The 12351-nt window shown below is 73.7% G+C and carries 11 protein-coding genes and 2 pseudogenes; 9 read left to right on the top strand and 4 right to left on the bottom strand.

Annotated elements, in window-relative coordinates; genetic code table 11:
• The first annotated feature begins 96 nt into the window (after positions 1–96).
• The 4 genes from CRP52_RS36570 to CRP52_RS36585 all read left to right on the top strand — a co-directional run bounded on the left by CRP52_RS36570 (position 97) and on the right by CRP52_RS36585 (position 2020).
• Positions 97–345, top strand: coding sequence for a hypothetical protein (locus tag CRP52_RS36570; protein WP_097241136.1), 249 nt, complete (start codon positions 97–99; stop codon positions 343–345).
• 194 nt (positions 346–539) lie between these two features.
• Positions 540–1118 carry a TetR/AcrR family transcriptional regulator gene (locus CRP52_RS36575; protein WP_097241137.1) on the top strand — a complete coding sequence of 193 codons (579 nt, stop codon included), beginning with the start codon at positions 540–542 and terminating at the stop codon, positions 1116–1118.
• Between the two features lie 180 nt (positions 1119–1298).
• Entirely contained in the window at positions 1299–1784 is a 486-nt protein-coding gene (locus CRP52_RS36580; protein ID WP_097241138.1) for an NUDIX domain-containing protein, read from the top strand.
• 5 nt (positions 1785–1789) lie between these two features.
• Positions 1790–2020: a hypothetical protein gene (locus tag CRP52_RS36585; RefSeq protein ID WP_097241139.1), complete on the top strand. Its 231-nt coding sequence runs from the start codon at positions 1790–1792 to the stop codon at positions 2018–2020.
• 163 nt (positions 2021–2183) lie between these two features.
• Here the strand turns inward: CRP52_RS36585 and CRP52_RS36590 are convergent.
• Positions 2184–2762: pseudogene (locus tag CRP52_RS36590) on the bottom strand (AbfB domain-containing protein); the annotation flags it as partial.
• Between the two features lie 133 nt (positions 2763–2895).
• On the opposite strand from CRP52_RS36590, the gene CRP52_RS40705 reads away from it, so the two are divergent.
• Positions 2896–4311 (top strand): sensor histidine kinase, encoded by a 1416-nt coding sequence (locus CRP52_RS40705; RefSeq protein WP_179853162.1) that lies wholly within the window; start codon positions 2896–2898, stop codon positions 4309–4311.
• A 7-nt stretch (positions 4312–4318) separates the two neighbouring features.
• Positions 4319–5065: a response regulator gene (locus CRP52_RS36600; RefSeq protein ID WP_373560590.1), complete on the top strand. Its 747-nt coding sequence runs from the start codon at positions 4319–4321 to the stop codon at positions 5063–5065.
• A 243-nt stretch (positions 5066–5308) separates the two neighbouring features.
• Here the strand turns inward: CRP52_RS36600 and CRP52_RS36605 are convergent.
• Positions 5309–6043, bottom strand: a pseudogene (locus CRP52_RS36605) (phosphatase PAP2 family protein); the annotation flags it as partial.
• Positions 6044–6201: 158 nt separating this feature from the next.
• Here CRP52_RS36605 and CRP52_RS36610 point away from each other — a divergent pair.
• Positions 6202–6498: a hypothetical protein gene (locus CRP52_RS36610; protein ID WP_097241141.1), complete on the top strand. Its 297-nt coding sequence runs from the start codon at positions 6202–6204 to the stop codon at positions 6496–6498.
• A 21-nt stretch (positions 6499–6519) separates the two neighbouring features.
• Here the strand turns inward: CRP52_RS36610 and CRP52_RS36615 are convergent, their stop codons facing one another.
• On the bottom strand, positions 6520–7884 hold the full coding sequence (locus CRP52_RS36615) for a S28 family serine protease (RefSeq protein ID WP_097241142.1): 1365 nt from the start codon (positions 7882–7884) through the stop codon (positions 6520–6522).
• A 350-nt stretch (positions 7885–8234) separates the two neighbouring features.
• Here CRP52_RS36615 and CRP52_RS36620 point away from each other — a divergent pair, with 350 nt between their 5' ends.
• Together CRP52_RS36620 and CRP52_RS36625 are read left to right on the top strand one after the other, a co-directional pair.
• Positions 8235–9674, top strand: coding sequence for a diacylglycerol/lipid kinase family protein (locus CRP52_RS36620; RefSeq protein ID WP_097241143.1), 1440 nt, complete (start codon positions 8235–8237; stop codon positions 9672–9674).
• On the top strand, positions 9667–10281 hold the full coding sequence (locus CRP52_RS36625; RefSeq protein ID WP_097241144.1) for a phosphatase PAP2 family protein: 615 nt from the start codon (positions 9667–9669) through the stop codon (positions 10279–10281). The genes CRP52_RS36620 and CRP52_RS36625 overlap by 8 nt, the downstream gene beginning before the upstream one ends.
• A 63-nt stretch (positions 10282–10344) precedes the next feature.
• Here CRP52_RS36625 and CRP52_RS36630 read toward each other — a convergent pair whose 3' ends face one another.
• A complete protein-coding gene (locus CRP52_RS36630; protein ID WP_097241145.1) occupies positions 10345–12216 on the bottom strand; it encodes a glycoside hydrolase family 15 protein in 1872 nt (623 codons plus the stop codon).
• Between the last annotated feature and the right edge of the window lie 135 nt (positions 12217–12351).

Below are 12351 nucleotides of genomic sequence, written 5' to 3' on the forward strand. Positions count from 1 at the left end.
GAACCTCTGGGGTCTGGCGCCGATACGATCTTTGCGGCAGAAGGGGAGGGTATGGAGGACGTCTTCGATGTGACCGGAAGACCACCATGTGGTTGGATGCACGCGCTCTTCGGCGGTGGGCCCTACGGCGAGGACGTCGGCCGGTGCGTGCCCGGGCCGCCTGCTCCCGAGACGATCACGGCTCCGCTATCGGAAGGCGGCGAGTATGTGTACCGGCTGGTGACGGTCGGCTCGTGGTCGGCACCGGATGACCCCATCGCTGTCTACAACGACACCGGGCCTGTGCCTGACCCGCCGCTGTCGGAGTTGGAGAAGTCCTGGCTCAACCGCCGCGCCGGCCAGTAGCTCCGGGTGGAGGGCGGCTACGCACGCGTCCGCTTGGTGAGCTTCGTGGAGCATGCTGAGTCGTGCGGTGCTGCATTCCCACAGGTCGGGTCGGTTTCGCCGAAAGGCGCCCCGCCGAAATCTAGCGCCGCTAGATGCCAAGGCAACGCTAGCACTGCTGCCGTTCGATTGTCTAGCGGTGCTAGGATCGAATCATGTCGGTACAGGAACGCAAGCAGCGCGAACGGGCGGAGCGCGAGCGCCTCATCGTGGCGACGGCCCGCGAACTCGCCGAGCAGGACGGCTGGGAGGCGGTCACCACCCGCCGGCTCGCCGAGCGCATCGAGTACAGCCAGCCCGTCCTCTACAGCCACTTCCGCGGCAAGCGCGAGATCATCGGCGCCGTCGCCCTGGAGGGCGCCGCCGAGCTGGCCGCGGCGGTACGGGCGGCGACCTCGGCCGCCGACGGCCCGCGCGCCCGGGTCGCCGCCCTCGCCCGCGCCTACCTCGACTTCGCCGCCCGCAACCCGGCGGTCTACGACGCCATCTTCGAGCTCGACGGCGGCCTGGCCTTCGCCCACGAGGACACCCCGGAACCCCTGAAGGACGCCTTCGCCGCCCTGCTGGAAAGCCTCGGCGAGGTCGCCGGGGACGGCGTCCACCCCGGACTGTTCACCGAGACCTTCTGGGCGGCCCTGCACGGACTGGCCACGCTGACCCGCGCAGGACGGCTGCCCCCGGAGGACACCGAGCCGAGGCTGGACCTGCTCGTGGACCGGCTCGCCGTGCTCTGACGGGCCGTACACGCTATGACCCACTACCTGCCGCTGCTCGCCACAGCGGCCGACCGGCCCGGCGGGAAGAACGTGTGACCCGCTTCGACCACCACCCGGCCGACATGAGCACGCGCCGGCCGTACCGAGTCCCCCGAGTACCCCGAGTCCCCGTCCCCGAACACTCCCGGAGGTAGCACCGTGGAGAGCCTTCGCCAAGCCGTGGCGGTCATCGCCCATGACCGGGCCCGGCAGCTGGTAGCGACGATCCACTACGCCGCGAACAGCTGGAGCACGACACCGGCGTGGACGATCCCCGGCGGCAAGGTCGAGGTCGGCGAACGCCTCGACCAGGCCGCCGCCCGCGAACTCCGCGAGGAGACCGGGCTGATCACCGACCCGGAGGACCTGCGGCTCGTGCACACGATCCAGGTCCGGGCCGGCTGGGACGGCAAGGGCCCGTTCCTGCTGTCGGTGTTCCTCGCCACCACCTGGCGCGGCGAGCTGACGAACACCGAGCCGGACAAGCACCTCGCCGTCACCTGGTCCCCGGCCGACGCGCCGCCGCTGCCGATGTTCCCGACCGCGCACGCCGCCCTCACCCTCCACTTCTCGGGCGGACGCGGCTTCTCCACCCACGGCTGGGACGACGAACGCTTCGACCCGCGCACCCTGGTCGGCGCGTGAGGGCGATGGGCCGACACCGACGCCCGCCGGCCCCGGAGCTGCCGGCCGACACCGACGCGCGGCTGCGCGCGATCGCCGAGCAGCGGTGCGTCGTGGAGGAGGGCGTCGCCACGTTCCCCGAGAGCACCGTCCCGTACGCCTACCGCACCGTGCACCGGCCCGACGGCACCGTGGACCGGCACCTCGTCCGACTCGACCCGCCGCCCCCGCACCCGCACCCGCGGCCACCCCGCTGACCGCCCCCCATCCGGAGGAACCCCGTGCCCGATCCTGCCGTGCCCCCATCGGTCGTTGCTCGGCGGCACGGTGCCACGGACCACCGCCGGCGGGGTCCGCATCGCTGACTCACTGCCAGGCGAGCAGCTCAGGGCCGTTGGCCGGTCGGAGCCGGGAGCGCCGTCAGTAGCCGACGCGGAAGGTCGCGTCCTGCCGTTCGGTGGCCGTCGAGATCGGGTCGATGCGCAGGAGGTAGTCGGAGTGCCGGAGGTACCGGGTTGGGAAGTTGTATGACTTGAGCCGGTTCCAGTCCGGTGCACCCCACTTGGCGAGCAGGTTGTCGTACTCGGCGGTGGCGACGGTCGTGATGCCGCAGTGCTTGGAGTTGAGCGACTGGGTGTAGGTCTTCTGGTCGAGCGGGGTCCAGGTGCCGACCGCCAGGTCGGTGGTCTGCCAGGAGTAGAAGACGCCGTTGGGCGTGTAGGTGTCGCCCCACATCCAGGAGGTACTGGAGGTGAGGGACTTGACGACGGTAGGGGCCTCGGTGCCGCCGTGTGAGACGGCCGGGGTGAAGGGCGTGAAGCTGCCCGGGGCGAGCGAGGTGGAGCGGGTGCCCAGCAGTGTCCCGTTCCTGTTGTTCTTGAAGTAGAGGTAGTTGACGCCGTTCACGCCCACCGTCATGTCGCCGTCGATCGCGTCGTACCCGGGGTCGAAGTAGACCTGCGGCGCCGAGACCGTGACGAAGTCGGTGGTGTAGTTGACCGACGAGTAGATGACTTTCGACAGATTTGGCGGGCGCCGCGTGATCCGTAGGGTCAGGGGGGTGTGGACGAGTACGCGATGGGTGGACCGGGGGCTGCTGGCGGTGGCGGCGGGCGCGGTCGGGCTGGGTTCGGTGGCCATCTGGTGGGTGTTGGCCGCGATCGCGGCGGCGTTCCTGGCCGGCCTGCGCATGGAGCGGGCCCGGCCGGCGGTGGTGGTGCTGGGGGTGCTGGTCGCCGTCGGCGTCCTGGCGGTGGTGGCGGTACCGGCGTGGACGGTGCGGGGGACGTCGTTCGTGTCCCTGCTGGTCTGCGCCGGGATGGGCCCGTGGATGGTGGGCCGGTTCTGGCGGCAGTCGCAGGAACTGGTGCGGGCCGGGTGGGAGCGGGCGGAGCGGGCCGAGCGCGAACAGCAACTGGTCGCCGAGCAGGCCCGGTTGCGCGAACGGGCGCGGATCGCGCAGGACATGCACGACGCCCTCGGCCATGACCTGAGCCTGATCGCCCTGCGGGCCGGCGCACTGAAGCTGGCACCCGACCTGGCCCCGCCGCACCGGCAGGCGGCCCAGGAGATCCGGGCGGGTGCGGCGGCCGCGGTCGAGCGTCTGGGCGAGGTGATCGGCGTCCTGCGCGAGGAGGCCGAGGGGCGAGCCGCCCCCGGCCCCGCGGATGCCGGCATCCCGCAGCTGGTGCAGGAGGCGGCCGCGGCCGGCCTGGACGTGCGGCTCACGGTCACCGGGGAGGCGGACGGCATGCCGCGCGCGGCCGAGCACGCCGCGTACCGGGTGGTGCAGGAGGGGCTGACCAACGCCACCAAGCACGCCGCGGGCGCGCCGGTCACCGTGCGGGTGACGTACACGCCGGAGGGCGCCCACGTCCGGGTGGCCAACGACGCCCCGGCCGTGGCCCCGACGGCGGCCGCGCCGGCAGCCGCGCCGGCAGCCCCGGTGAACACCCCGCCCGCCGCCCCGCCCGCCACCCCGGTGGCTGTGCCGGGCACCGGCGGCCGGGGCCTGCTCGGCCTGGCCGAGCGGGTGCGCCTGGCGGGCGGCACCTTCGAGCACGGGCCCCGCGCCGGGGGCGGGGGCTTCGAGGTGTCCGCCCGCCTCCCGCGCTCCGCCGCCGTGTCCGTCCCCTCCCCCGCGCCCGGGCCGGCGGCCGTCTCGCCGGCCCGGGAACTGCGCCACGCCCGCCGCCGGGTGGTCCGGATGGTGGTGGCGGTCGTCCTGGTGCCGCTGCTCACCGCGCTGGCACTGGTCACGGTGCTGCGCGGGTGGGCCGTCCACACGGCCGGACGCGCCGTGCTGGACCCGGCCGACTACGCGTCGCTGCGGGTCGGGCAGGACCGGGCGACGGTGCAGCCGTTCCTGCCGGAGCACCAGGTTCCGTACCATCCGTCAGTGGGCGATCCACCGCCCCGGGCAGAAGGAGTGACGTGCGAGTACTACGCGATGACGGCCGCGGCGTTCGACGACGACCGGTCCGGGGACGCGTACCGGCTCTGCTTCCGGGGGGACGTGCTGGTCTCCCTGGACGCCCTGGTCGAGTGAGCGCCCGTTGAACGGCGGAGCGGGTACCCCGGCACCGGCGGCCCAGGCCACGGCCGACGCAGCGATCCGGGTGGTGATCGCGGACGACGAGCCGATGGTGCGCGCGGGCGTGCGCGCCGTCCTGACGACCGATCCGGGGATCGAGGTCGTCGCCGAGACCGGGGACGGCCGCGAGGCGGTCGAACTGGTCCGGCGGCACCGCCCGGACGTCGCCGTGCTGGACATCCGGATGCCCGGCGCGGACGGCATCGCCGCCGCCGCAGAGATCCGCCGGGCAGCTGCGACCACCCGCTCCGGGGCCGCCACCGGGATCGTCATGCTGACGACCTTCGGCGAGGACGACTACATCCTGCGGGCCCTCGGCGGCGGCGCCAACGGGTTCCTGGTCAAGTCCGGCGAACCGGAGGAACTGATCGCCGGCGTCCGGGCAGTGGCGGACGGTGCCGCCTACCTCTCACCCAAGGTGGCCGCCCGGGCGGTGGCCCACCTCGCCGCCACCGGGGTGGGCGGCCCGGCCGACCGGCGCGCCGCCGCCCGGGAACAGGTCGCCGCGCTGACCGCCCGGGAACGGGACGTGCTGGCCCTGGTCGCGGCCGGGCTGTCCAACGGGCAGATCGCCCGCCGGATCGGCGTGGTGGAAGGGACGGTGAAGGCCCACGTCAGCTCCGTCCTGGCGCGACTGGGGGTGGCCAACCGGGCGGCCGCCGCCGTACTCGCCCACGAGGCCGGGCTGGGCGCCGACGCCCGGGGCTGACCCGGGCACGGAGGCCGGGCCGACGCCAGGCACCGGTACGGAGGCCGGCACGGGGACGGAGGCGGGGACAGCGGCGGGGACGGCGGTGGTGGGTGGTATTCGCCCCGGCGCCAGCAGCAGCGTGCCGAGCAACCGGACCCCGCCCAGCGCGCCGACCGCCGCCGTCACGGACGGCAGCAGCGCGAGAACCACCGCCGCCGTGACCGTGCCGCCGAGCACCGCCCCGGCCACCACGTCGTGTGGGTAGTGCACCCCGGCGGCCACGCGCAGTGCGGCCGTCGCCAGGCCGACCGGGACGACCAGCCACGCCCACCGCGGGCGCAGCAGCACCAGACCGGTGGCCAGGGCCACGGCCAGGGTCGCGTGGTTACTGGGGAACGACCAGTCACCGGGCGGCGGGCAGTCGGCCGCAGCACTGGCCGGCAGCCCGGGCAAGGCGCGGCAGGGGCGCTCCTCGTCGATCAGGACCTTCAGCACCTCGCTCGCCCCGTACGAGAGCACCGTGCCGAGGCCGGTGAGCACCACTCCCGCGACGGTACCGGCCGCCCGGCGCCCGCGCGCCGACCACCAGCACAGCGCCAGCAGCAGCCCCAGCACCAGCAACCCGGCCTCGGTGGCCGGCGCCAGGAGCCCGGCCACGGCCTCCGGCGCGTCCGCGACCGCACCGGCCACCCGCCGGTAGCCGGAGGCGGACGCACCGGTGACCACCCGGAGCGGCCCGCCCGCTCCCCCGCCGGCCGGTGCCAGCCATCCGACCACGCCGGCGCCCGTACCCAGCAGCGCCGCCGCACCGGCCACCCGCACACCCGCGGCCGGGCCGTTCCCGGCTGCCCTCTTCCTGCCCGTTCTCGTCGTCATGCTCGTCATGCCTGGGACAGTAGGAGCGCAGGGCCTGCCAGGACCCGACCCGAAAGCCAGGCAGCGACCTTGACGATCGTCAGGGTTGACATCGATGAGCTGCCGTCGATGAGTCGTCATCGACGGCGACCAGCCCGTGCCCGTGCCCCCACCCCCGGGCCGCGCGAAGACTGCGAAGCCCTCGTACGGCCGCGCTCCCCGTGCCGACCGCAGGCGTGGCTGGTCAGCTGGACCCGGCCGGTAGCACCGGCGGTAGTCGATCGAAAGTGAGGTTCAGCATGGCCGTCATCATCGTGTTCGACATTCCGGGCGGCACCCGGGCCCAGTACGAGGAGGTCACCGACAAGATGACCGGGGGGCGCGGCGTCGTGAGGTCGCGCTCGGACTGGCCGGTACCGGGGCTCATCTCGCACTGCGCCGGACCCACCCCGGACGGTTGGCACGTGACGGACGTCTGGGAGTCCAAGGAGGCGTTCCAGCGGTTCGTGGAGAAGATCGCCCCGCTGATGCGGGAGGCCGGGATGCCCGAGACCGAGCCCAAGATCTACGAGGCGTCCAACGTGGTGACCTCCTAGGGGCCTGCCCGGTGTCGCCCGCTACACCCCCGCCCAGCGGCGCAGGGTCGCGGTGGCTGCGGTGGCGTCGGCGGTGGGCAGTTGGGCGATCCGGGCTGCGTGCGTGCCCCCCGGGACCTGGTAGAGGCAGGAGTCCCGGGAACCGTCGCCGAGGCGGAAGGGTTCGGCGACGGACGGGTCGGCGGCGCCGTTGACGAACATCAGGTGCTCGCCGTGGGTCCGGACCCAGCGGTCCACGTCGCGCATCGCCTGCGGCCGGTAGTGCAGCGGGACGTCGCGGGGGACGAAGGTGCGCGGTTCGGTGGCACCGGGGTAGCGGACCAGGTCGGCGAGGTGGTCGGTATCGACCTGGAAGTAGCCGAGCTGGGTGCCCAGTTGGTAGAAGTACGGGACGAACTGGTTCGCCACCGAGTCGGCGTAGACCGGCAGTTGGGCGACCTCGGAGAGCCAGCCGTAGAGCGCGTCATCGGAGGCGTCCGGGGCCGGTACGGCCGGGCAGGCGGCCTGGCCCCGGCCCTGCCAGAACATGAACGGCGCGCGCAGGACGGCGATCTCGAAGGCCTTGTCGGCGCTGCCGACCAGCCGGAAGCCGTCACCCCTGGCGTCCGCCCAGGCCTGGTAGCGGGCGACCAGAGCGGTGCGGCGCTCCAGCAGGGCGCGCTGCGCGGCCTGCAGGGCGGTGCGGCACTCGGGGGTGCCGACCGTGCGCAGGAAGGCGAGGTAGGCGGAGTCCTCGCGGTCGTCGATGTTGTTCGGCGCGGAGTAGGCGATGGAGCCGGCCACGTCCCGCGGGTAGAAGCGGCGGTGGTAGACGGTGGTCATGCCGCCCTTGCTGCCGCCGGTGGAGATCCACGGGGCCCGGTAGACGGCCTTCAGCGCCTCGATCACGTGGTGGTGGTCGGCGGCGGCCTGCCGGATGTCGAGGTCGTTCCAGTCGGCGGGCTCGGGCCGGGAGGTGCCGAAGAACCGCTGCTCGGTGCTGACCTGGTTGCCGTCCACCAGCTCGGCGGGCTCCGAGCGGTACTGGCCGGTGGAGAGTCCGTAACCGCTGGTGTAGAGCACGGTGGGGCGGTCGGTACCGCGGTGCAGGAGGGTGAGGCGCTGCTCGAAGCCGCCCTGCTCGGGGTGGCGGTGGTCGGCGGGCTGGTGCAGCGTCAGGACGAAGAACCGGAACCCGGGCGCGGCCGGCTTCTCCTCCACGATCCGCAGGCCCGGCACCGCCTCGATGGCCGCCCGGATGTCGGCCGGGCCGGTTGAGCCGGTTGAGCCGGTTGAGCCGACCGGGCCGGCCTGCGCAGCCGCCGCGGCGGGCAGCACGGCCGTCCCGGCCAGCACCACCACCGCCGCGGCCTGCGCCACCAGCCGTCCGATTCGCGTGCGCATCATGGGTCTTCCTCCCCGGATCGTCGTCGACCGCCAGTCAACCGGCGCGCCGCCCGGGGCGGATCCCGCCGCAGAGGGCTCCCGTCTCCCTCCCGGGAGGGAGCCGCACGCCCCTGGTCCCGGGCAGGTGACCCGGGTGACGTCGTCTCGTCGGTCCGGTCGGTTCGGCCTCCGCTGCGGGTTCGATCCGACCGTGTCAACCCCGGCGTCGCCCACTGCCCTTCACCGGGACGGCGCGGCCGAGGTGCTCACGGGTCGGAAAATGGGCAGGCTGCTCACACGGGCTCAAGGCACTCAAGGCACTCAAGGCACGAACACAGCATGGGGAGGACGAGATCGACGGGACACGGCAGGTGAGCTCCGAGCGGAGCCTGACCGCGCGGGTGCTCGCGCGGTGTGCGCTGCTGGCCGCGGTCGGCGCCGTGGTCGCGCTGCTGTTCGCGGTGGGCTCGGGCAGCCTGGTGGTGATCGTGGCCGGGTTCCTCGAACTGGTCGTCTGGGCGGCCGGCCTCTGGTGGTTCGTGGCGTACCGCGGACTGGTGCGGGTCCTCGGGGCGTTCCTCGCGGTCGCGGCGCCCGTCGGAGTCCTGGTGCTGTTCGTCTACCGGGACCTGTGGCTGACGGCGCTGCTCCTCTTCCTCCTCTGGGGCGCGGCGCTGGTGCTCGCGCGGGAGGCACTGCGCCGGGCGCACGCCCAGCGGGCGCAGCGCCCACAGCAGGTGCCGCGGCCCCGGCGGCCGGTGCTGATCATGAACCCGAAGTCGGGCGGCGGGAAGGTCGGCCGTTTCGGGCTGGTGGAGCGGGCGGAGCGGCTCGGCGCCCGGGTGGTGCTGCTCGACCCCGCCGTCCACGCCGACGTCGCCGCGCTCGCCCGCGAGGCGGTGGCCGACGGCGCCGACCTGCTCGGCGTCGCGGGCGGCGACGGCACCCAGGCCCTGGTCGCGGCGGTCGCCGCCGAGCACGGACTGCCGTTCCTGGTGATCTGCGCCGGCACCCGCAACCACTTCGCCATGGACCTCGGCCTCGACCGCTCCGACCCCGCGCGCTGCCTGGACGCGCTGACCGACGGCGAGGAGCTGCGGGTCGACCTCGGCGAGGTCGCGGGCCGGGCCTTCGTCAACACCGTCTCCTTCGGGGTGTACGCGGACATCGTGCAGCGCCCCGAGTACCGCGACGACAAGGCGGGCACCATGCTCAACCTCCTGCCGGACCTGCTGGTGGGCGAGGGCGTACGGCGGGTCGACGCCCGCATCGACGGCCGGGTCGACGACCCCGCGCCCGCCTCGCTCTCGGGCCAGCAGGCGCTGCTGGTCAGCAACAACCCGTACGCTTCCCCCACGGAGCTGGACGGCGGCGGCCGCCGGTCGCGGCTCGACGGCGGCGTACTGGGCGTGCTGGGCGTCCGGGTGGAGAGTGCGACGCAGGCGGCGGACCTGGCCGTCCGGGGCTCGCAGTCCACCGGGCTGACCGTGCTGACCGCGCGGCGGGTCGAGGTAACCTCCGACCACCCTCAGCGCGACCAGGACGAGATCCCGGTGGCCGTCGACGGCGAGGCGCTGCAGATGCCCACACCGGTGGTGTGCACGCTGCGCCCGGGCGCCCTGCGGGTGCTGGTGCCGCGCGACCGCCCGGGCGTCGGCGCCCCGGCCATCCCCCGGATGGACTGGCGGTTGCTCGCGGCCCTCGCGTTCAACCGCGGCGAGCGGCACTCCGGCGAGCGGGACTCCGGCGAGCGGGACTCCGGCGAGCAGGGCTCCAGAGGACGGGATTCCGGAGGACAGGCCCATGACTGAGCGGAACGAGCGGAACGAGCGGAACGGGCGGAACCACCGGACGACATCCCCCGCCGACGTGCTCACCGACCTGCGCGCGATCGACGGAGCCCTCTACGCGGCCGTGGCCGCCACCCCCACCCCGGCCCTGGACTCGGCGCTGCGCCGACTGTCCCGCGCGGCCGACCACTCGAAGATCTCGCTGACCGTCGCCGCCGGCCTCGCCCTGGTCCCCGGCCGGCCCCGGCAGGCGGCCGTGGTCGGGGTCGCCGCCGTCGCCCTGGCCTCGGTGGCCGCGAACCTGATCGGCAAGCGGATGGTCCACCGGCGCAGGCCCGACCGGGAGCGGGCCCGGGTGATCGTGTCCCGGCAGGTGCCGATGCCGGAGTCGGCGTCCTTCCCGTCCGGGCACACCGCGTCGGCGACGGCCTTCGCCACCGCGGTCAGCGTCGTGCTGCCCCCGGCGGCGGTGCCGCTCGGGGCGCTGGCGGTGGCCGTCGGCTACTCCCGCGTCCACACGGGCGTGCACTACCCGGGCGACGTCGCGGCCGGCGCCGTCCTCGGCTTTGCGGCCGCGGCAGCGGCCCTGGCCGTCGTGCACGTACCGCGGCAGCTCGCCGAAGGATGAGCCTCGAAGGGCGAACCCGACGGGTGAACCTCGCAGTCGACCGGGCAGCCCCCGGTGGCCGCGTCACCCCAGGGCGCGGTCCAGGTTGAAGGCGGCGCTGATCAGCGAGAGATGGGTGAACGCCTGCGGGAAGTTGCCGAGTTGTTCGCCGGTGCGGCCGATCTCCTCGGCGAACAGGCCGACGTGGTTCGCGTAGGTGAGCATCTTCTCGAAGGCCAGCCGGGCCTCCTCCAGCCGGCCCGCCCGGGCCAGCGCCTCGACGTACCAGAACGAGCAGATGGAGAAGGTGCCCTCGGGGCCCTGCAGGCCGTCGGGGCTGGTGGTCGGGTCGTAGCGGTAGACCAGGGAGTCGGAGACCAGGCCGCTGCTGAGGGCGTCCAGGGTGGAGAGCCACTTGGGGTCGGTGGGCGAGAGGAACTTGGCCATCGGCATCATCAGCAGCGACGCGTCCAGCTCGCCGTCGTCCAGGGACTGGACGAACGCCTGGCGCTCGCTCGACCAGCCGCGCCGCATGATCTGGTGGTAGATCGCGTCCCGGGACTGCCGCCAGCGGGGCAGGTCGGCGGGCAGTCCGCGGCGGGTCGCCATCCGCATCGCCCGTTCCAGCGCCACCCAGCACATCAGCCGTGAGTACACGAAGTTCCTGCGGCCCCCGCGGGTCTCCCAGATCCCCTCGTCGGGCTGGTCCCAGTGCTCGCAGAGCCAGTCCGCCACCGCGCCGATGTCCTCCCAGGCGTCGCTGCTGATGGGCTGGCCCCACTTGTCGTACAGGTAGACGGAGTCGATCATCGCTCCGTAGATGTCCAGCTGGAGCTGGCCGGTGGCGGCGTTGCCGACCCGCACCGGTGCGGAGCCGAGGTGGCCCTCCAGGTGCGGCAGCTCGTACTCGGGCAGCTCGGTGCGCCCGTCGATGCCGTACATGATCTGCAGCGGGCCGGTGGCGGCGGGGCCGCGCAGGCGATCGCAGAGGAAGCCGATGAACGCCTCGGCCTCCGAGGTGAACCCGAGGCGCAGCAGCGCGTAGACGCAGAAGGCGGCGTCGCGGACCCACACGTACCGGTAGTCCCAGTTGCGTCCGCCGCCGATCCGCTCGGGCAGGCTGGTGGTCGGTGCGGCGACGATCGCACCGGTCGGCGCGTAGGTGAGCAGCTTCAGGAGCAGCGCGGAACGGTGCACCATCTCCCGCCACCGGCCGTGGTACCGGGAGCGGGACAGCCAGTGGCGCCAGAACCGTACGGTCGCCTCCGCCTCCTCCTGGGCCTCGGCGCGCGGGCACGAGCGGACCGGGACGTCGTCGCCGACCTGGTCGAGCGCGAACACGTGGGACTCGCCTTCGAGGAGCTTGAAGTGCGACCAGACGTCCCGGCCGTCGGTCGCCGGCTCCAGCGGGGCGGTGGAGGTGAGCGCGAGCGTCAGCGAGGGGGCGCGGAACACCGCCTTGTCGCCTTCCAGGTGCACGGTGTGCGGTTCGGCGCCGTAGCCGAAGCGGGGGGCGATCCGCGCCCTGAACGGGAGGGTCCCCCGGACGCAGACGACCCGCCGGATCAGCCGGTGCCGGGCCGCCTCGGCCGAGGCCGTCGAGGATGCCGATGCCGTCGACGAAGCCGACCCTTCGGCCACGGGCATGAAGTCCTGGATCTCCGCCACCCCGTCGGCGGCGAAGAACCGCGTGATCAGCACGTTGGTGTCCGGGAAGTAGAACTGCCGGGTGCGCGCCGGGACGTCCGCGGCCAGCTCGAACGACCCGCCCCGGTCGGCGTCCAGGATGGCCCCGAACACGCTGGGCGCGTCGAAGCGCGGGCAGCAGTACCAGTCGATGGTGCCGTTCGTGCCGACCAGGGCGGTCGTCCGCAGATCGCCGATCAGGCCGTGCTCGGAGATCGGCAGGTAGCGGGAGCTTTCCGCCTGCCCGAAGCCAGTGGTGTCGAACGCCATGTCGACCTCCCCGCCGCTGCGGCGCGGGCCCGGGCGCGGGCCCGGAGCCGAAACATTGCTCTGTCCATGCTAGATCGCCGGCGGTGACGTTGCCGTTGAAGTTGACGTTGACGTTGAAGTTGACGTTGAAGCCCG

The sequence above is a fragment of the Streptomyces sp. 1331.2 genome, from assembly GCF_900199205.1.
Classification (GTDB): domain Bacteria; phylum Actinomycetota; class Actinomycetes; order Streptomycetales; family Streptomycetaceae; genus Kitasatospora.

What these genes read in the sequence shown, in the direction of transcription:
- CRP52_RS36570 (WP_097241136.1), top strand. Translation starts at nt 97, where the DNA reads ATGCACGCGCTCTTCGGCGGTGGGCCCTACGGCGAGGACGTCGGCCGG.
- CRP52_RS36575 (WP_097241137.1), top strand. Translation starts at nt 540, where the DNA reads ATGTCGGTACAGGAACGCAAGCAGCGCGAACGGGCGGAGCGCGAGCGC.
- CRP52_RS36585 (WP_097241139.1), top strand. Translation starts at nt 1,790, where the DNA reads ATGGGCCGACACCGACGCCCGCCGGCCCCGGAGCTGCCGGCCGACACC.
- CRP52_RS36610 (WP_097241141.1), top strand. Translation starts at nt 6,202, where the DNA reads ATGGCCGTCATCATCGTGTTCGACATTCCGGGCGGCACCCGGGCCCAG.
- CRP52_RS36615 (WP_097241142.1), bottom strand. Translation starts at nt 7,884, where the DNA reads ATGATGCGCACGCGAATCGGACGGCTGGTGGCGCAGGCCGCGGCGGTG.
- CRP52_RS36625 (WP_097241144.1), top strand. Translation starts at nt 9,667, where the DNA reads ATGACTGAGCGGAACGAGCGGAACGAGCGGAACGGGCGGAACCACCGG.
- CRP52_RS36630 (WP_097241145.1), bottom strand. Translation starts at nt 12,216, where the DNA reads ATGGCGTTCGACACCACTGGCTTCGGGCAGGCGGAAAGCTCCCGCTAC.